The organism is Chryseobacterium cucumeris (assembly GCF_001593385.1).
Taxonomy (GTDB): Bacteria; Bacteroidota; Bacteroidia; order Flavobacteriales; family Weeksellaceae; genus Chryseobacterium; species Chryseobacterium cucumeris.
Window position 1 is genome coordinate 281,193 of the sequence record NZ_LUVZ01000001.1, and the last position, 20,507, is coordinate 301,699.

Annotated in this window: 17 protein-coding genes; 9 read left to right on the plus strand and 8 right to left on the minus strand. The window is 36.3% G+C overall.

The window, feature by feature from the left end; translation table 11 throughout:
• Together leuC and A1704_RS01330 are read right to left on the minus strand one after the other, a co-directional pair.
• Entirely contained in the window at positions 1-1,389 is a 1,389-nt protein-coding gene (leuC, locus tag A1704_RS01325) for a 3-isopropylmalate dehydratase large subunit (RefSeq protein WP_062669736.1), read from the minus strand.
• Positions 1,390-1,419: 30 nt separating this feature from the next.
• Positions 1,420-2,583 (minus strand): 2-isopropylmalate synthase, encoded by a 1,164-nt coding sequence (locus tag A1704_RS01330; protein WP_082798676.1) that lies wholly within the window; start codon positions 2,581-2,583, stop codon positions 1,420-1,422.
• Positions 2,584-2,731: 148 nt separating this feature from the next.
• Here A1704_RS01330 and A1704_RS01335 point away from each other — a divergent pair, with 148 nt between their 5' ends.
• Positions 2,732-4,276, plus strand: coding sequence for a hypothetical protein (locus A1704_RS01335; RefSeq protein ID WP_062669739.1), 1,545 nt, complete (start codon positions 2,732-2,734; stop codon positions 4,274-4,276).
• 169 nt (positions 4,277-4,445) lie between these two features.
• On the opposite strand, the gene A1704_RS01340 is transcribed toward A1704_RS01335, so the two are convergent.
• On the minus strand, positions 4,446-5,420 hold the full coding sequence (locus tag A1704_RS01340) for a dipeptidase (RefSeq protein ID WP_062669740.1): 975 nt from the start codon (positions 5,418-5,420) through the stop codon (positions 4,446-4,448).
• Positions 5,421-5,662: 242 nt separating this feature from the next.
• Between A1704_RS01340 and thrS the strand changes: the two genes are divergently transcribed.
• Both thrS and infC read left to right on the plus strand, forming a co-directional pair.
• Complete coding sequence (thrS, locus tag A1704_RS01345; RefSeq protein ID WP_062669742.1) at positions 5,663-7,582, plus strand: threonine--tRNA ligase; 1,920 nt, start codon at positions 5,663-5,665, stop codon at positions 7,580-7,582.
• 174 nt (positions 7,583-7,756) lie between these two features.
• On the plus strand, positions 7,757-8,257 hold the full coding sequence (gene infC / locus A1704_RS01350; protein WP_027372223.1) for a translation initiation factor IF-3: 501 nt from the start codon (positions 7,757-7,759) through the stop codon (positions 8,255-8,257).
• A 95-nt stretch (positions 8,258-8,352) separates the two neighbouring features.
• Here the strand turns inward: infC and A1704_RS01355 are convergent, their stop codons facing one another.
• The gene (locus A1704_RS01355) at positions 8,353-8,895 is read right to left on the minus strand and encodes a hypothetical protein (RefSeq protein WP_131797462.1); all 543 of its coding nucleotides are present in this window, start codon (positions 8,893-8,895) and stop codon (positions 8,353-8,355) included.
• A 158-nt stretch (positions 8,896-9,053) separates the two neighbouring features.
• On the opposite strand from A1704_RS01355, the gene A1704_RS01360 reads away from it, so the two are divergent.
• Both A1704_RS01360 and A1704_RS01365 read left to right on the plus strand, forming a co-directional pair.
• Positions 9,054-10,127, plus strand: coding sequence for a hypothetical protein (locus A1704_RS01360; protein WP_062669746.1), 1,074 nt, complete (start codon positions 9,054-9,056; stop codon positions 10,125-10,127).
• 86 nt (positions 10,128-10,213) lie between these two features.
• Positions 10,214-10,780 carry a hypothetical protein gene (locus tag A1704_RS01365; RefSeq protein ID WP_062669748.1) on the plus strand — a complete coding sequence of 189 codons (567 nt, stop codon included), beginning with the start codon at positions 10,214-10,216 and terminating at the stop codon, positions 10,778-10,780.
• Between the two features lie 81 nt (positions 10,781-10,861).
• On the opposite strand, the gene A1704_RS01370 is transcribed toward A1704_RS01365, so the two are convergent.
• The 4 genes from A1704_RS01370 to A1704_RS01385 all read right to left on the minus strand — a co-directional run bounded on the left by A1704_RS01370 (position 10,862) and on the right by A1704_RS01385 (position 16,846).
• Positions 10,862-11,491, minus strand: coding sequence for a response regulator transcription factor (locus A1704_RS01370; RefSeq protein WP_062669750.1), 630 nt, complete (start codon positions 11,489-11,491; stop codon positions 10,862-10,864).
• Positions 11,492-11,493: 2 nt separating this feature from the next.
• Positions 11,494-13,701 (minus strand): tetratricopeptide repeat-containing sensor histidine kinase, encoded by a 2,208-nt coding sequence (locus A1704_RS01375; RefSeq protein ID WP_062671530.1) that lies wholly within the window; start codon positions 13,699-13,701, stop codon positions 11,494-11,496.
• 61 nt (positions 13,702-13,762) lie between these two features.
• On the minus strand, positions 13,763-16,231 hold the full coding sequence (locus A1704_RS01380) for a tetratricopeptide repeat protein (protein ID WP_062669752.1): 2,469 nt from the start codon (positions 16,229-16,231) through the stop codon (positions 13,763-13,765).
• Positions 16,232-16,603: 372 nt separating this feature from the next.
• The gene (locus tag A1704_RS01385) at positions 16,604-16,846 is read right to left on the minus strand and encodes a hypothetical protein (RefSeq protein ID WP_062669754.1); all 243 of its coding nucleotides are present in this window, start codon (positions 16,844-16,846) and stop codon (positions 16,604-16,606) included.
• A 357-nt stretch (positions 16,847-17,203) separates the two neighbouring features.
• Here A1704_RS01385 and A1704_RS01390 point away from each other — a divergent pair, with 357 nt between their 5' ends.
• The 4 genes from A1704_RS01390 to A1704_RS01405 all read left to right on the plus strand — a co-directional run bounded on the left by A1704_RS01390 (position 17,204) and on the right by A1704_RS01405 (position 20,445).
• On the plus strand, positions 17,204-18,025 hold the full coding sequence (locus A1704_RS01390) for an alpha/beta fold hydrolase (RefSeq protein ID WP_062669756.1): 822 nt from the start codon (positions 17,204-17,206) through the stop codon (positions 18,023-18,025).
• Positions 18,026-18,255: 230 nt separating this feature from the next.
• Positions 18,256-18,453 carry a 50S ribosomal protein L35 gene (rpmI, locus tag A1704_RS01395; protein ID WP_034694453.1) on the plus strand — a complete coding sequence of 66 codons (198 nt, stop codon included), beginning with the start codon at positions 18,256-18,258 and terminating at the stop codon, positions 18,451-18,453.
• A gap of 117 nt (positions 18,454-18,570) precedes the next feature.
• Entirely contained in the window at positions 18,571-18,915 is a 345-nt protein-coding gene (rplT, locus tag A1704_RS01400; protein WP_002979659.1) for a 50S ribosomal protein L20, read from the plus strand.
• Positions 18,916-19,266: 351 nt separating this feature from the next.
• Positions 19,267-20,445 carry a M28 family peptidase gene (locus A1704_RS01405; protein ID WP_062669758.1) on the plus strand — a complete coding sequence of 393 codons (1,179 nt, stop codon included), beginning with the start codon at positions 19,267-19,269 and terminating at the stop codon, positions 20,443-20,445.
• Positions 20,446-20,507: the final 62 nt, after the last annotated feature.

Consider the following 20,507-nt stretch of genomic DNA (forward strand, 5'->3'; position numbering starts at 1 on the left):
TTAGTTTAAACTTTCAAAAGCTGATATTTTACCTTCTATGGCTGCTTTTGCTGCAGTAAGCGGGCTGGCAAGAATTGTCCTTGAGCCTTGTCCCTGTCTGCCTTCAAAGTTTCTGTTGGAAGTGGAAACACAATATTCTCCTTCCGGGATTTTATCATCATTCATCGCCAGACATGCCGAACATCCCGGCTGACGAATCTGAAATCCTGCATCACTGAATATTTTATCCAAACCTTCCTCATAAATCTGTTTAACCACCTGCTGAGATCCGGGAACAATCAGTGCTTTTACAGCCTCAGATTTGCTTTTCCCTTTAATATACTGGGCTGCAGAACGGAAATCTTCTATTCTTGCATTGGTACAGCTTCCTATGAACACATAATTAACTTTGATACTGTTAACTGCCTGTCCGGCTTCCAGTCCCATATATTGTAAAGCTTTCTCTTCAGATTCATTTTGCGGTGCCGGAATCACTTCACGGATTGAAATCCCCATTCCCGGATTAGTACCGTAGGTAATCATAGGATAAATATCTGCAGCATCAAAGCTGAGTTCCTGATCAAAAACAGCGCCTTCATCTGTTTTCAAGGTTCTCCAATAGGCTACTTTTTCATTCCAGTCTTCTCCTTCCGGGGCGAATTTTCTTCCCTTTACGTATTCAAAAGTAGTTTCATCCGGAGCAATCATTCCGCCTCTCGCACCCATTTCAATACTCATGTTGCAGACCGTCATTCTTCCTTCCATTGACATTTCTTCGAAGACATTACCTGCATATTCGCAGAAATATCCTGTTCCGCCGTCTGTTCCTATTTTTGAAATGATATAAAGAATCACATCTTTAGGCTGAACATTTTCGTTTAATTTGCCATTGACGGTAATTCTCATTGATTTCGGCTTGTTCAGAAATAAACACTGGCTGGCAAATACCTGAGCCACCTGGCTGGTTCCAATCCCAAAGGCAATTGATCCAAATGCCCCATGCGTAGAGGTATGGCTGTCACCACACACAATACTCATGCCCGGCTGGGTAATTCCTAATTCCGGAGCGATGATATGAACAATCCCCTGATATTGATGTCCCAATCCGAAAAGTTCAATATTATTTTTTTTACAGTTTTCTGTAAGCTGTTCTACCTGATTTCTTGAAAGATCATCTTTAATAGGCTGATCCTGATGCAAGGTAGGTACATTGTGATCCGCAGTCGCAACAATCTGTTCAGGTCTGAAGATTTCCAGATTTCTGGATTCAAGTTCTGCGAAAGCCTGAGGGCTTGTTACCTCATGAATAAGATGTTTATCGATATAAATGATCTGAGGTCCGTCAGGAATGGTTTCTACCACATGAGCGTCCCATACTTTATCAAAAAGTGTCTTTTTACTGTTGTTCATTGTTTACTTTATCTTGATTTTAAATCAAACCTATCCTATTTTTCTGGCGAAAGAATCCATCATAACACTCAGATCATCGTTGTCTATTTCTTTTTTAAGGTCAGCGATTTTCAAAAATTCCTGATACAGATAATCAAGTTCATTTTTGGTAACCTCATAACCGATATGCTTGAAACGGTAAGCCAATGCTGAACGTCCGCTTCTGGCAGTAAGAATGATTGAAGAGGCATTCACGCCTACTTCTGCAGGATCTATGATTTCATATGTTTCCCTGTTTTTAATGACTCCGTCCTGATGAATTCCTGAGCTGTGAGCAAAGGCATTAGCTCCTACAATAGCTTTGTTGGGTTGCACAGACATTCCCATCAGATCAGATACCATTGCGCTCATTTCATTCAGCATTCTGGAATTCACATCAGTATGCAGATTCAGATTTTTATGCTGTTTTAAAATCATGACGACTTCTTCCAGCGCTGTATTACCCGCTCTTTCTCCCAATCCGTTGATTGTACATTCAATCTGGCGGGCTCCATTAATTGCTCCGGCAATAGAATTGGCAGTAGCCAGTCCCAGATCGTTATGGCAATGACATGAAAGCACTGCTTTTTCAATTCCCTTTACGTTTTCTTTCAGATATTTTATTTTCTGACCATACTCTTCCGGCAGGCAATATCCCGTGGTATCAGGAATATTCAGGACAGTTGCTCCTGCTTTGATCACGGCTTCACACACTCGCGCCAGATATTCATTATCCGTTCTTCCTGCATCTTCAGCATAAAATTCAACGTCTTCAACATATGTTTTCGCATATTTTACTGCTTCTGCTGCTCTCTCAATAATATCCTCTCTTGTTGAGTTGAATTTGTATTTAATATGAGAATCCGAAGTCCCGATTCCTGTGTGGATTCTTGGTTTCTTTGCCAACTTCAGCGCTTCTGCTGCTACATCAATATCTTTTTTGTTCGCTCTTGTGAGTCCGCATACCTTTGCATTTTTCACCAGTTTTGAAATTTCTGAAACTGATTCAAAATCTCCCGGGCTGGAAATCGGGAATCCTGCTTCAATGATATCAATTCCTAATTCGTCAAGCCTTTCAGCAATAATCAGCTTCTGTTCCGTATTCAGTTTACATCCCGGAACCTGCTCCCCATCTCTCAGTGTCGTATCAAATATTTCGATTTTTTCGGAATTCATAAGTGAAGTTTTTTACTTAATTTTGGCTCAAAACTACAGCTTGCGATATTTTTTTATTTTCACTTTTTCTGAAAATTACAATATTCAACAGCTTAAAAAACAATTGTATTTATTTATTAATCAATAATTTAATTCCTTAAAATTTACAATGGCAGAATTGCAGAAAGATTTTTTGTTTGTATTGGTAAAGTCATTGACCACCTCTGAAAAAAGACAGTTTAAACTCTACGTAAACCGTCTCGGAATTAACGTAGATGCCAAATTTCTATTGTTATTTTCTGAGATGGACAAGATGAAAGAATATGACGAAAGTACTATTATTGAAAAAAAAATATCTACAAAACAACAGCTTTCTAATCTTAAGGCTCATCTTTACAAGCAGATTTTGGTGAGTCTCCGTATGAACCCGAGTCATCAGAATTATAGAATCCAGCTTCGCGAACAGTTAGATTTTGCCAATATCCTCTATCAGAAAGGACTTTATAAGCAGGCTTTAAAGATATTAGACAAAACCAAGCAGACAGCATTGGAACTGGATGAAAAGAGTATTGCTTCGGAGATCATAGATCTTGAAAAAGTAATTGAATCACAATTCATTACACGAAGTATTGAAGGTCGTGCCGAAGAGCTTATCAAGCAGTCTCAGGAGATCAGTAAACAAAACCGTTATACAACAAAATTATCCAATCTTTCGTTGAAATTATATAGCGAAATGCTGACCCATGGTTATGTAAAAAACGATGCAGACCGGCAGGAAGTTATGGATATTTTTAACGCAGAGATTAAAAGTATTAACCCGGAGAAGCTGAATTTTACGGAAAAATTATGGTATTACAAAGCCCATGTCTGGAAAAACCAGCTTTTACAGGACTATAAATATACCTTGAAATATGCTTATCAATGGGTCGATCTTTTTCACAAGAAACCTGAAATGATCTATAGCCATCCTGTCTGGTATATCAAAGGGAATACGTATTTGCTGAAAATTTTGTTTTTATACGGAAATATTGATATTCTGGAGGAACATTTCGAGAACTTCAATACAATGGTTCATTCGGAGAATTTTGTTCAGAATGAGAACCTTCAGTCTCTTATTTTTCTTACTCAGTACAATACGCTGATGAATATTCACTTTGTAAAAGGAGAATTCTTCACAGGAACCAAACTTATTCCTGAAGTGGAATTAAAAATGGAAAAGCTCAGAGAGAGGATTGATGAGCACCATTTTATGATTCTTTACCTTAAAATGGCCGCCATGTTCTTCGGAAGTAAAATGTTTGAAAAGTCCATTGAATATTCTATGAGGATTATAGAATCCAAAGGAAATGTACAGGAAGACCTCTTGTTCCATACAAGAATTCTGATCTTAATGGCAAAATATGAGTCTGGCAATGATGAAGATTATGATGAATTTATTGCTTCTACTTTGAAATTTGCGAAGAAAATGAAAAAACCGGAAGAATTCCATTTTGAAAGCATTCAGTTTTTTAAGAACCTGAATAATCAAATCCCGGATCAGAGACAAAAAGCTTTTGAAAGCTTTGATAAAAAGCTGGAAGAATATTCCAATAATGAATATTATAGACGTTCATTATTCTATATTGACATCCACGGATGGATTAAATCCAAAGTTCAGAATGTGGACGTAATTGAGATTATCAAGCAGAAAGTAAAGTATAAAAGAAAGCATTAAATAAGAATATATAATAATATATTTTTCAATAATTTACAATGTTTTATTTCATGTAAAATAAAACATCAAAAAACATTTTTTAATATAATCTTTTATAGATTTAGGTATTAACAGGTCGCTCCTCCGGAGCGACCTGTTAATTATGCTGTGATGTAATCGGATGATGATTTTATTTATACATCTTCTTTATAAAATTCAATGCATTTTTATGGCTGATTTTTTCCATCAGTTCATGTGAAAAACGCTTCTCAATTTCTTTATTGATAGCATTAAATGCAGATGCATCATCATATCCTTTAAAGAAAAATGGATGACGGGATTTATCAGGATGGTTTTTACAGAAGAAAAAATCGGCACCATACGCAACTGCATCTTCTCCGCCCAAATCAAGGCCGTACTGAATATGTTCATATAACATTTCCGGATTTGTATCATCGACACAATTGCGGATAAAATTGAGTCCGATCAGCCCTTTTCTTTTAATCACTTCTTTCGCCAGTTCATCGGGAAGATTTCTCTTTTTATCATGTACCTGTCTGTAGTTGGAATGGCTTGCGATAACAGGAATTTTGTAGTTTCTCTGATCAATATAATTAAGAATTCCATAGGCAAGCTGATCACTGGTGTGGGCAAGATCAATAGCAATGTTTTTTTCTGAGAAATAGTCAAGCAAGACTTTTCCGTCATCTTTCAACCCTACATCGGAATTATTCCCTCCTCCAAAGCGGTTTTCAGTATGATGGGTTATTCCAAGGTAAAGAATTCGTTGTGTTTTTTCAATGATCGCTTCCAGATTTTTAAAACCCGTTTCCAAAGTGTCATCTTCGCCACAGAAGCCGGATGCATTTTCAATAGAAGCGATAACTCCTACTTTGCCTATATTTTCAGGATTTTTATAATTGTTACCATCGAATAAGAAAAAACTTTCATTTTGCAGGAGATCTGAAAATATTTCGCTCTGTTTTACTCCGTAAGCAGTACTATTTTGCCCTGTCGCGGAGTATATAGCCATCACCTGAAGCTTTACATTTCCTTCTTTTAAATAAGGAAGTGAGCATCCAAGTTCTTTGTCGTTAATTAATGAACCCGGCTCCAGCAAATAGCATAATAAATCGCAGTGAAGGTCAACATTTATAGCATTCATATTAATTGTAATTAATTTGTTTTTAAAGACTTACAAATAGACTAAGTATCTTAATATTGATGTTATCTTGAATAAAAAATCAAAGGTATTTTTCTATGAAAAACGAAATATGGAATTCAGTGAGACTAAAACCATCTGCATCTTTTACATTTTTAATATTAATTCTCATTCTAAATATATGCTAATATAGTATTTTATCTAAAAATTCCGTATTTTTGCATCTTAAAATTTCTTAGTAAACAATGATAAAAATTACACTTCCAGACAATAGTGTCAAAGAATTCGAGGGAGCAGTGACTCCCCTTGATGTGGCAAAATCTATAAGCGAGGGATTGGCTAGAAACACCATTTCCGCAATTGTTAATGACAAACAAGTAGAAACGACCACACCTATAACCACGGATTCTACGGTACAGCTTTTGACCTGGAATGATGATCTTGGAAAGAAGGCTTTCTGGCACTCTTCTGCCCACCTTCTGGCGCAGGCAATCCTTGAGTTTTATCCTGATGCTAAGTTGACCATCGGTCCTGCTATCGAAAGCGGATTCTACTATGATGTAGATTTCGGGGATGAAAGTCTATCTGAAAAAGATTTTGAGAAGATTGAGAAAAAGATCCTGGAAAATGCAAAGAAAGGTTCTACTTTCTCTTTATATCCGGTTTCTAAAGAAGAAGCTTTGAAGACGTATGCAGATAACCCTTACAAAGTGGAATTGATCTCTAATCTTAATGATGGGGAAATCACTTTTGTAACCCACGATAACTTCACAGATTTATGTCGTGGTGGTCACATTCCGAATACAGGAATCGTAAAAGCGGTTAAAATATTAAATGCAGCAGGAGCTTACTGGAGAGGTAATGAAAAGAACCCACAATTAACAAGAGTATATGGTATTTCTTTCCCTAAGCAGAAAGATCTGACAGAATATCTAGAAAGATTGGAAGAAGCTAAAAGAAGAGATCACAGAAAATTAGGTAAAGAACTTGGAATCTTCGCATTCTCTGAAAAAGTAGGTGCAGGTTTACCACTTTGGCTGCCAAAAGGTACTGCTTTAAGAAGAAAACTGGAGAATTTCCTTTCTGATGCTCAGAAAAAAGGAGGTTATGAATTCGTTATGTCTCCACATATTGGAGCCAAAGAATTGTATGTAACTTCAGGACACTGGGATAAATATGGTGAAGACAGCTTCCAGCCGATTAAAACGCCGAACGAAGGAGAAGAATTTTTGCTGAAGCCGATGAACTGTCCTCACCACTGTGAAATTTACAAAACTTCACAATGGAGCTACAGAGATTTGCCAAAAAGATATGCAGAATTCGGTACGGTATACAGATATGAGCAAAGTGGAGAGCTTCACGGTTTAACGAGAGTTCGTGGATTTACTCAGGATGATGCTCACTTATTCTGTACTCCGGATCAGCTTTCTGAAGAATTTGAAAAAGTAATTGATCTTACGTTGTATGTATTCAAATCTTTAGGGTTTGAAGATTTTGTAACTCAGGTTTCATTAAGAGATCCTGAAAACAAACAAAAGTATATCGGTTCTGATGAAAACTGGGAGAAAGCAGAAAGTGCGATCATCAATGCAGCTCAAAAGAAAGGGTTAAAAACAGTAGTAGAATACGGAGAAGCGGCATTCTACGGTCCGAAGCTTGACTTCATGGTGAAGGATGCTTTGGGAAGAAAATGGCAGCTTGGAACGATTCAGGTAGACTATAACTTACCGGAAAGATTTGATCTTCATTATATCGGAAATGATAATGAAAAGCACAGACCGGTGATGATCCACAGAGCACCTTTCGGTTCTATGGAGCGTTTTATCGCTATTCTGCTGGAAAACACTGCAGGTGATTTCCCGTTATGGCTGAGCCCGGATCAGTTTATTATTCTACCAATCAGTGAAAAATATGTAGATTATTCAAAAAAAGTTTCACAATTTTTGGAAAATCACGATATTAGCGGTCAGATTGATGAAAGAAATGAGAAAACAGGTAAAAAGATCCGTGATGCTGAATTGAAGAAAATTCCTTTCATGCTTGTTGTAGGAGAAAATGAAGAGAAAGAAGGCACGATTTCTGTAAGAAGACGTGGAGAAGGAGATCTTGGAGTGATGAAGCTGGAGGATTTCGTTGCTTACTTCAAAAAAGAAGCAGCCATATAACTTTTAAATTAAAAGATTGAAGGATTCAAAAATTTTAATAATTAACTGGAATCTTTTAATTTTAAATATTTAAATCAATTAAATTAAGTAATTAACCAATAAAATTATAATACAATAGCACAAAGATTTAACAACAGGGGCCCACAGAGACGTCCGGTACAAGAGGACGCTCACTTGATCAACGATAAAATTCGTGTGAGAGAGCTTCGTTTAGTGGGCGATAACGTAGAGCCAGGAATTTATCCAATTGACAAAGCAAGACAAATTGCTGCAGAACAGGAATTGGATTTAGTAGTAATTTCTGACAAGGCAGAACCATTTATTGCAAGAGTATTGGAATACAAGAAATTCTTATACGAGCAAAAGAAAAAACAGAAGGAACTTAAAGCCAAGCAGGTAAAAGTGGTAGTAAAAGAGATCCGTTTCGGACCTCAGACTGATGATCACGATTACGAATTCAAAAAGAAGCATGCTGAAAAATTCCTTGAAGAAGGTTCTAAATTAAAAACCTACGTATTTTTTAAAGGACGTTCGATTATCTTTAAGGACCAGGGAGAAATTTTGCTTTTAAAACTTGCTCAGGAACTTGAGCATGTGGGTAAAGTAGACCAACTTCCTAAACTTGAAGGAAAAAGGATGATTATGATGATGAGTCCTAAAAAACCAGCAAAATAATTAAGTCATTATTTTATATAAAGAAACCTCAAATTACTTTGAGGTTTTTTTATGCTTATATTTTAAGACAAGACTGTCCCGGGCTACTCTACGGCTTATCCCTCAAAATCTCCACAGTCATGTTCTGTGAAAAGCGGCAAAGCTTTTTTGGTGGTAAAATATTTTGATATTCTTTTGTTCTTTAACTCCAGTTTTTTGCCTTCTATCACAAGTTCGTAAACGGGTGCTTTATCTATTTGAGTTAAAATATAGGTTCTTTCCGGTGTTTTAAAGATCGTTTTGTTTTCTTCAATAGTGTATGAAAAATCATCAATTTCAAAAGTGTCTTTTTCATCACAGACGTTGGTCCATCTGATCTGCTTCTTCGTTATAGAAAGACTGGCCAAATCGCATGAGTAACAGTTCCCGGAGAATTCTATCCCATATTTATCATGCACATTGGGGCTTTTACTATTCAATACGTCAATAGGAACCAATGTTGAAAAATCAGCTGGAATTTCTACTGGTTCCGGTTGAGATGATGCCACTTCTTTTTGAGTATCCGGAGATGTATTTGTTTCTGTTTTTTTGTCTGAAGAAGGTGAACAGGATGCTAATAAAGCAGTCACCATTGAAAGGCTGATTATTAAGTTTTTCATTTTTATAAAGTAAATTACAATATTGAGGTTTTCATTTTGTAAAATTCTCCAAAATCCATCGTTCAAAATATCCCTGTTTTCGGCCATTTATTCCCTATATCAGGTGGTTTTATTGGCTATTGGTCCGAATACTGATACATTTGCGCAAAAATATAAAAATGAAAGTCATCAATCAATTCTTTATATCATCCATGGTGATTCTTGCAGGATGTAACCAAAAGGATAAAACATCAGAAACACATAATGTAAAAACTGAAGTAAAGCAGAAAACGGTAACATTTGCCGATTTCAAAAAAATACAAGGCGTGGACAATGTTCAGGAGGTACCGTTTCAATTATTTACTAAACTGGATTCTGTACAGTTTTTTACCGCGCCGAGTACAGATGCTCCCTATTTGAAAATGCCTTACAATAAACTCGATAATTATTATGGATTTGAAGAGTTTGAGGACTTCTATTCTATTCATTACAGCATTAATAATAACATTTCGAACAGTATTGAAGCGTTTGTCCTGAAGTCGGAATTCACACCGGCATACGAACTTACGTTAAAAGGGGTTGACCTTTATGAGATCAGAAGCAGCACTTTTAGAGAATCTAGTGATTCTAAGAATAAATCTTTTAAGAAGTTCGGGACCATTGTGGAGATTTCTGAACAGGAATTTAAAGCCAGTTCAAAAAAACAAATTGGTGAAAAGCTGGTAAAAAATCCCAATATACAACTGCAGGCAGATAACTGGGTTTACAAAGAAAACGGCAGAGAAGACGCCATTACACAACATGAAAGTATCTCTACCGAGACCGGACCGCTTGCCAATGAATATGTAGGAAGGTCGCCTTATTTAAACCTGGAAGTATTCAAAGAAAATTCTGATGAAGCTGCAGATTCCTACTATTCTTTTTATAATTTAAAAAATGCAGTTATGTTTGAACTGAGTACAGAAGGTTATCCGCAAATCCTTCCAACTAAAGGCTGGGTTACCTTCATTTCATCCAATCATGATGTGGGGAGTAATTTTGTTATTTCTAAATACTTTCCTCAAACTAAGAAACAGGACAACCTTTTATATGTGAATTTCACCAACTTTAAAATAGCAGATGATAAAAAGGCTTTCTGGACCGATAATGACACTTTCTATGCAGAAGTCTACCCTCTTAACTCTGCTTCGGCTAATGGTAAAAAACATAAAACGGCTTATATAAAAATCCAGCTGAAGACCGACCTGCTTTAATTTGATGAAATAAAAACCCCTGAAATCAGCGAGTGCACAGGGAAATAAAGTCTAATATCTTTGCTGCAATTATTTAAAGAGATACAATGAAAAAATTAAGTTTGACCCTTCTTTTTTGTTTATTAAGTTTTATGACTTTTGCACAATCGTTAAAAGTCGTTATTAAACAGGATGGAAAAGTAATTGACCCCGTGAATGATGTTTATGAACTGAAAAAATCTCCTTTTTTATTTGAAATCACGTCTTCCAATCTGGAAGGATTTTTAGTGGGTGCCACAACAAATAAAGACATCTATGCAGGAGCTTTGGGCGTTTTGAATACTGAAGTTCCATGGTTCCAGAATACAGGTATGGCCGAAGAGCTCTATAACAAGGATAAAGAAATGTTTCTGATGGATTCCGCGCCTTCATACTGGTATTATACAGATGCAAAAGATCACAGATTTGATAAAAACCCAAAAGGCAATGCAAAGCAATGGACTGCTACCCGTACGATTACAAGATTTTATGATATCATGGTAGATCAGCCCATCAGTTTAAAAGATTTTGATGGCAGCGTTTTCATCCTGATGTACCAGCCGGTTTACAATGACGAATACGATTTAGTAGACAAAAAGAATCTGTTTCAGGCTGCGTTGAAATTTAAAGATTAACCGTACACACCCAAATTATTTGATTATATAAGAAAAAGGCTGCTTACATGATGTGAGCAGCCTTTTTTCGGGATGATTATTTTATTCGATAATCAAGCCGTATTCTATAGCTAATTTTATAGCTGAACTCAGGTTGGAGGTCTGAAATTTTTCGATAAGATTTTTGCGGTGGCTTTCTACCGTGTGCGGACTTATAAAAAGCTTTTCCGCCATTTGATTGGTAGTAAGCCCTTTTGCTGCTTCACCCAGAATTTCTTTTTCTCTTCTGGTTAGTTTCGGAACCTGACTTAATCCGTCTGTTGATTTTTTCTCCAGAACAGCTTTGGTTTGAGAGCATAAAAACCTGTTACCGCTATATACAGCATTAATTCCTTCTATAATTTCGGAAACTGAAGCATTTTTTTGAATATATCCCAAAGCCCCTTCAGCAAGAGTACTGTTGATGACGGGCAGTTCGTTATGAACACTAAGGATAATAATCTGAAGGCTGCTGTACTTTTTCTTTAAAGGTTTGATGAGTTCAATGCTGTTGGTATCTTCCAGATTAATGTCGAGCAGCAGAATGTCAACCGCCTGTTTTGCAAGGCCTGCATTCATTTCGGAGACACTTTTGAAACAATCTACGACATCTATTGTTCCGCTGTTGCCTAAAATATTTTTCAGACCTTCCAATAGAAGCGGATGATCGTCTGTTATGGCTACTTTTATCATGTTTAATGAATAGGGATTTGAAGTTCTATACTGGTGCCAATATTTAATTCGGAGGTGATATTCATGGTTCCTTTTAAAAACTGGACTCTCAATTCTATATTGTGAAAACCTGCCGTTTTTCTAACGTCTAAATTGGTATGATCGAAACCTTTACCGTTATCCTCTACTGTAAGATTTATTAGGTTTTCTTCTTCGCTTACCTGAATGATAATTTCAGAAGTCTCGGCATGCTTTATCGCATTGTTGACCAGTTCCTGAATAATCCTGTAAATGATCAATTGCTTTTCCTTCGATATGGAATTGCTGTAATTGATAAACTCTGTATGGATTTCCAGAGCATGATTGGAAATTCGGGAAGCAAACTCCTGAATAGCCACTTCCAGACCGTATTTTGTTAATAAATCAGGCATTAGATTATGTGCCACCCTTCTCAGTTCTTCCACAGCACCATCGATCTGTTCAATTGATTTTGAAATTCCTTCTTCAATATTTTCGGATTGATGAGGATTTAAATAAGAAAGTTGATGCTTAGTTCCGGACAGCAAACCTCCCAATCCGTCATGGAGATCACGGGCCAGACGGCCACGCTCCTGCTCCTGCCCTTCAAGCAATGCAGTAAGGGTAGATATTTTCGAGTTTTGCTTTTCCTGTTCCATGGCTAAAGCATGCAGTTCGTCTCTTCGTTTAATAGACCTGGCACGCTGCTTATAGGCATACAGCAACAAGAGGATCAAAATGATGAAAAAAATAATAAAAAAAATGTAGTACGTATTGATCTTTTCCTTGAACGCCAGGAGTTTTTTAAAGGTATTAATATCGTTATTCTTCTGTTGGGTTTCCAGTTTTGCCAAACGAAGCTGCTGTTCTTTTTTCTCGGATTCAAGTTCTGAGAATTTCAGTCTTTCACGCTGGTTTTCTTCTACCAATTTTAGGTTGTTATAAACCTGTTCACGCTGTGCACGCAAAATATTAATAAGTTTGATTTCCTGTGCTTTCTTGTCGCTTTCGAGCTGTAGCTTGATGTACTTTTGCTCCTGTCGCTCTTTATCAAACTGTGATTCTAATCTTTTGGTGATATCCAGTTTTTCCTGATCGTAAATGCTCTTGTATTGATCAACATAGCTTTTATAATAAGTCAGTGCTTCTTTATAATTACCCTGCTCTTCACTAATTCTGGATAGAGATTCAAGGATAGACAATTCTATCATATGATTTCTTACCGGGCTTTTCCCAATTTCCATGGAGGCTTTCAGAAAATAAGATTTGGCTAAATCATAATTTTTATCCTGCAATGCCAATTCTGCCAGAATTCCAAAGGAAGAAGCAATGTGAATAGCATCACCAATCTCCAGGCTCACTTTATTGGCTAACTGTGCATATTGCATAGCTTTATCACTGTCAAACCCAGTATATAAATTAGCTAAATTGATGGCAGCATATGAGAGGCTGTTTCTGCTAAGCATCGCATCTTTATTTTTATTAAAAGTCGCAATAGCCTGTAAATAATACTGTTCCGTTTTATTTCGAAACATTGTATTGGATGGCTCCTGTGTATATTTTTGTTCATATACGTACCCCATCCGCATGTAAGCATCAAAGATAAGATTGGGGTCATTTTGCTTGGAAGCTAACAATAGAAATTGTTTGCTGTATTTTTCTTCCAGCTGATATTCATTCAGGTCAGAATAAATGGCAGATAATTCCTTGGCTGCATTACCCAATCTTCCATATAGTGTGGAAGTAGTTGGTGAGTTTTCATAATATTCGATCGCTTTCAGGTAAGCAGCGACAGCATCGGTCGTTTTATTATTGCGTACCAGAATCCAGCCTTTTGCATATTGTACATAACCCTTTGCTTCATTACTATTCGTTTTTAAGCTGTATGCCCTAGCCATATCAAGGCTTTTTGAAGACTCCGCGGTTTTATTATCCAGCCGGTAATTCATGGCCTGTACCGCATATAAAATTGTGGCATACTTTCCATCCGCCTGTTTTGCAGCAAGGGAAATATTAGTATCTAAAATCTGGTAAGATTTGGGCTTAAGATTATGAAAGAATAATGCTGTAGCGTACCTGGGAGCCAGGTTGAGCTGTTCTGCCGTATTGTTTGAGGCATGGCTGTATTCTCTTTCTAATTTGCTTAAAACATCCTGTGCCTGAACAAAAAATGGACAAATAAGTAAAGTAAATATAAGTAATAACCTGTGCATCAAACCCTTATCTTTATTAAATTGCATTCCATTAAGGAACGTAAATATAGGTAAATCCCTGTTAATCTGTTTCGAAACCATGCTTTTCAGCAAAAGCACTCCACTTCAGGTATTTCTTTTCATTTTTAAAGACCGGATCTTCACCATAATAATACATCAAACGTTGTGTTGCATATTCGTAGGCACTGTAAGTATTGGCCTGTTCATAATACTTAATGGCTTTCTTCAGATCCGTTTTTACTCCCATACCGTGTTCGTAGATAATGCCGTAATAAATCCCGGAATAAGATTGATCATAGTCTTTCTTCAAGTATACCAAGAGGTTTTTATAGTCTCTTAACTGGTAATAGATTTCTGAGATTTTATCGTAATTGTAGGTATATTTTTTCTCAGCTTTCTGATAAAAATCCAAAGCTTTACTGTAATCCTGCTTCACGTGTTGTCCAAAATAATACAGATCACCCAGGTTGACAAGTGCCATTTCGTCACCAAGCTCGGCACTCTTTTCATAGGCCTCAATTGCTTTTTTGATATTAAAAGAATACCCTATTCCGTTGTGGTATAAAGCCCCGATATTATTCCAGGCTATAGGATGGTTTCGTTGTGCTGCTTTTTCGTAATATGTAATGCCTCTTTGCGGATCAAATAATGATTCTATTTCAGGATCCGTAAGCAGTAGCCCTATTTCTACCAAACTATCCATGTCACCCTTTTGAGCAGATAACTCAAAAAGACGAAGTGCTTCGTGGTAATTCTGGTTTTCCTTTTCGTCAAAAGCCATTTTTTTAATCGTTCCAACCTCCATGAATTGTTCGGGGTTCTTACCTTTCTGGCTTTTCCAACGGTTATAAAAGGAAGTAAAGTATTCCAGATCTTTTCCCCGGAATGAATACCGGTCCAGATAAACGGCACCATATTCGGAAGCCTCTACCCGGTGAATGCTTTTGTCTTCATGCATCCTCAACATATTTTCACCCTGATACAGAAACAATAAACCTTCTTTTGTTCTGTAATTCAAAGGATTGGAAATATAATCATACAATTGGGCTGACAGACCATTCTCAAAATCGAACAATTGATACCCTTCATTCTTTTGAACCGATAAAAATCCATTTTCCAGATAGTGAATCTGCTTAATTTCCGGTTGGGGAGTGATTAACCAATTTCCATTACCTGCATCAAAAAGTCCTGATCCTGCATTGGTTTCCAGGATAAAGACATTATTTTTATATCCGGCATTGGACTGTGCTTTTATTTTACTAACAGATTCATTTTCCAGCAGAAACTGATGTTTTAAAGCATGATAGATCTTCCAGCTTTTGTCTTTACGAACAGCAAGAGTTTCATAATTATCAATTAAGATCATCTGATCTGCTTCGTCTATAATGAGGCGGCCTCTTTCATCAATCAATCTGCCCTTCTTGTCAAATTTGTTCGGTTTGATCCAGAAACAGGTACTTGCTTTTGAGATGCTGCCTTCTAAAAAGTCTCCGAGATAGTTTCCTTCTTTTGTATAATATTTTCGTTTTCCGGTACCTTTTTGTCTGGTGAAAAATAATTCAGGGAAATAATCATATTCATATGGATTTTCGCTTTCAATAGGGATAATCAGTATGTTTTCATCGTTGTAAACTCCGAATTTTCCATCTTTTTCTACCAAAAGAAATCCATAGGCTGCTCTTTCAATGGCATCGTATTCCGCAGGAATCATCCAGGTGTTTGAATAGATTTTTAAAATCCCTGATTTGCCATTCACCTTTACTTCACCTAAAGGTTCCTGCCCAAAATCGAATACGTCAAAAGCATCTTCATATACCGGAGAAACCCATTCTTTTCCGTCACTTTGCAGGTAACCAAAAAAAGCACCTTTTTGAATTACCGATATATTGTAGTAATCATCGGCTTCAAAAATATCATCATAAACTGCCGGAGCTAAAATACCCCCTTTTGCATCTTTAAGGCCAAACTTCCCGTTCTCTTCAAATACAGAAGATGCCGCTTTTTTATAGGCAAGCTCTTCAAAATATCCTAATCCGTAATTAACCCAGTCGGTTTGTAAAATTTCAAGAAATGAGGAATATCCTGTCTGTGAAAACAAGGGATCCAGCAGCGAAAGGTTACGGGCTTTAACAGCCTTTTTATACAGCTTGCTTTTTTGCTGAATTTCTACCAGCCATTCCTTTGCCTGTACCGTATGTTCTTCTTCGTTCATATTGAAAACATCTGTTGCATTCAATACAAAAGTGTCGTAAGGTAAAGCTTCCAGAAACTCGAACATCTTATTAACGGGTTCGTAATAAGCTTTCTTGTAATGCAGCTGAAAAGTATCTGCCAGCAGATTGAAAAAATAACGCAGCTGAACAATTCCCTGGTTTTTATCGGAGAAAAATTCAACACCTTCCACTTTGATCTCTTCTGCGAGCAGAGGATACAGCAATAATGGAATTTCATAGTTCCACTCGCCCAGATAGGTATCGAATGTCTGATTTGCTTTCTGATCGTAGTTGTATAAATAAATCCGGTGCGCCATTCGTCAAATTTTATAATGTCGGAAAGCATTACAGCATTCCCTGTTACCTGAGGTTACCTCCAGAGTAGCTGCATAATTCCAAGATACGCATCAATATTACTTTTACAGCTTCTTCCTCACTCCATTGTATTTGGCTAGTGTTTTTACCCATAGTTTTTTAGTGTTTATTCGAAATAAGAATTTATCGTTGAATCGGGTGTGAAAAAGAAAGCTATAAAAGTTATAAATTATTGTTTATTCGGGAGAGATTTTAACCGTTTTATCTTTATTAGATTTTTAGGTCAAAGATAAAAATAGAGACAGTATAAAAACATCCCTGATATCAGTGGTTTTTAGTTTAGTCTGTTTCATAATATAATGCATCACATCTTCTTACGGCCTATAGGTTTCGGCCTGTTCAAACAGGATCATGTAACAATAAAATGCAGTTAAAACTACTCCGATAAGGCCGGAAATAAGAAATATAAGAAGGTAATACACCACTTTTTTATCTTTCTTTTGTATAAAATTGATAATGAAAGTAATCAGCGTACACAGGAATCCTGCTCCAAAAAATATAATTAAGACAGCAAAAAATAAAGCTCTTTCCAGGTGTAGGTCTGCGGATGAAAGCATAACAGTTTAAATTTACAGGTTAACAATAAGTTCAGCAGGTTTGACTGAAAATAGTAATGATCAAGCCTACCTGAATTGTATGTTTCATATTCATCGTCAATATTAGAGAGAACCGTCAAATACTGCAATCCCGATTATCAGGTATATTTTGTGCTGCCTTACTTTTTTGAGTATTTTCTTCGTAACAAAAACATTTTCAATCTATTTACTCTTTAAAGAGTATTACCTATACATTATTATTGTTAACAAATTTTTAAACAATTATTATCTTAGATCAAGATATTCTAAAGATTTTCTATCTAAATTTGTGATATAAAAAATCAAACACACTATTTATTAATATTAAAAAAAGAAACAATGAGCACACTTACATTAAAAGACGGAACAGAAATTTATTACAAAGATTGGGGGAAAGGACAGCCGGTTTTCTTTCACCACGGATGGCCATTATCGAGTGATGACTGGGATGCCCAAATGTTCTTCTTTCTGGAACAGGGTTATAGAGTAATTGCTCATGACAGAAGAGGACACGGAAGATCTGAACAGACACCTTACGGACATGATATGGATACTTATGCATCTGACGTAGCAGAAATTGTTAAAGCTTTGGATTTGAAGGATGTAATCCACGTAGGACATTCTACAGGCGGTGGTGAAGTAATCCGATATGTAGCAAAGCATGGTAACGGAAGAGTGGCAAAAGCCGTTCTGGTAAGTGCAGTGACACCTATTATGGTTCAGAATGAGAATAACCCGAATGGAGTTCCTATTTCCGTTTTTGATGATATCCGAAACAATACCGCAAAACACAGACAGCAATTCTTCATCGATATTACCTTCCCTTTTTATGGGTACAACAGAGAAGGAGCCAAAGTTTCAGAAGGAATCCAGAGAAACTGGTGGAGACAAGGTATGAATGGTTCTATCAAAGCACATTATGACTGTGTGAAAGCATTCTCTGAGACAGATTTCACCGAGGATCTTAAAAGTGTAGATGTTCCTGTATTGGTAATGCACGGTGAAGATGATCAGATTGTACCTTTTGAAACCACAGGCAAGGTAGCTGCTACCCTTCTTAAAAACGGGAAACTGATTTCCTATCCCGGTTTTCCACACGGAATGCCAACTACAGAGGCTGAAACCATCAACAGAGATCTTCTGGAGTTTTTTAAATCATAATAAGAATAAGAACATCATTACGTTTTTATGAACGTATAGCATTGTAGGCAAATCCGTATTGATATGGGTTTGCCTTTATAATTCAACCCAAAAGACCTTCCTGTTGATATACATTAAAAATTCCTTTCGTGTATCACTTTTTTTTCGTAATTTTGCAAACTATTATTCCTAATGTCTTTAGGAGTAGCCAAAACAGATATTGATAACAAAAACAATAAAAAAGCAAAACAATGCCAAAATTAAAAACGAAATCAGGTGCTAAGAAACGTTTTGCTCTTACCGGAACAGGTAAGATCAAAAGAAAAAACGCTTACAAAAGCCACATCTTAACTAAGAAAGAAACTAAGCAGAAGAGAAATCTTACGTCTACTTCTTACGTAGCTAAAGTGGATGAGAAAAGCGTTCAACGTCAATTAGCAATTAAGTAGTTTTTATAAATCTATATTCGGTTTATAAGAATTCAAACAAATTCACAATTTTAACCCTGAAACGGTGCAAATAAGAGCAATAACACTGCCGCCCTTTTCAAAAAAACAATTTAAATTATGCCAAGATCAGTAAATGCCGTAGCTTCAAGAGCTCGCAGAAAGAAAATTTTTAAGCACGCTAAAGGTTATTTCGGAAGAAGAAAGAACGTTTGGACTGTAGCTAAAAACGCGGTAGAAAAAGCAATGCAATATGCTTACCGTGGTAGAAAAGAGAAAAAGAGAAATTTCAGAGCACTTTGGATCACTCGTATCAACGCGGGAACTAGAGAGCACGGAATGTCTTACTCTCAATTTATGGGAGCTCTTAAAAAGAACAACATCGAACTTAACAGAAAAGTTTTAGCAGATTTAGCAATGAATCACCCTGAAGCTTTCAAAGCTGTTGTAGATCAAGTAAAATAATGTAGAATAGATTTTGTTATCAATATAAGTCCCGGGTTTTCCCGGGATTTTTTTGGTTATATACTTTTCAATTTCTTATATGGTAAATTCCATTCTAATTACCATAACAACAGTAAACTTTATGAGTTAGAATTCACAAAAGATGAATTTATCATTAAACATATTCAATAATAAAGAAAAATTTACCTAAATTTTATTTATTTAGCGAATTTTAACCTAACACAATAATAAATTTAATAAAAAGATAAATTATTATTGATAAATCAAACAAATCAACACTATTCCAGTTAATAACTAACAATAAATGATGATTTATTGCTATATTAGCAATATCTAAAGAAAGTATCAAAAATGAAAAAAGTTGCAGCTTTTTTGCTCACATCCATTGCACTGCAGAATATAAGTGCACAAAGTTTTATTCAAGCTTATAAGGACAGAGCAGATATGGTTACCCAAACCAATATTAGTACAAACCTTCAGGAATTTGCAGGTTTTGGAATTAAAAAAACTGGCACAACAGCCAATAACAATGCTTTTGACTGGCTTAAAAACAAATATCTGTCCTACGGATATACAGCAACTAACATGTCCGAAGATTCTTTTACTTACGGAAGCAACACTTCAAAAAATTTAATTATTACCAAAACGGGAACAGTCTACCCTAACAAATATGTTATTATCTGTGGGCATTATGATACAATTGTAGGCCCTGGAGTAAGTGACAACGGAAGCGGAACTTCCATTATTCTTGAAGCAGCAAGAATATTGAAAAATGTTCCAACAGAATACTCTATCAAGTTTATTCATTTTTCCGGGGAAGAACAGGGGCTTGTGGGAAGTAACCATTATGTAAATAATGTAGCTTATCAGAATGGCAGTCAGGTTTTGGATATAAAACTGGTTTTAAATATTGACCAGGTAGGTGGGCTTATTGGAAATAACAACAATACGATTACCTGCGAAAGAGATACTGGTGGAGTGTCTTCCAACAATGCAGCCTCTACTGCTGTAACACAGGAACTGATGAACTGTACTACCCTTTACTCTCCTCTTCAGACGAATCTTTCGTATGCTTACAGCTCCGATTATATGCCTTTTGAGGCGAAAGGATACACCATTACCGGGTTCTACGAATATCTGAGAAGTGAAAACGAACATACAGTAAGTGATACTTTTGCCAACCTGGATCCTGTATATGTCTTCAATGTAGGAAAAGCAGCTGTGGGAGCTTTACAGCACTTTGCCGTTGCCTCTACAACCAGCAATCTTTTAAGCACTAAAGATACAGCACAACACTCAACAGAAGCCATCAGGTTTTATCCTAATCCGGCTAAAGATCTTGTGACTGTGGAATTTCAGGAAAAAGTAAAACAATTCAAAGTTGAAGTCAACGACATGTCAGGAAATACTGTGTTATCGCTTGAAAACCAGGACAAAATAAATACTTCAGGATTAACAAACGGAGTCTACACCTTTACCATTAAAACCGATAAAGGAAATACTACAAAAAAAATAATCATTAATAAATAATGTCAGGTGGAATATTCTAAATCTGTTTTACATTCAGGAATATTCAGCATTACTTTCATAGA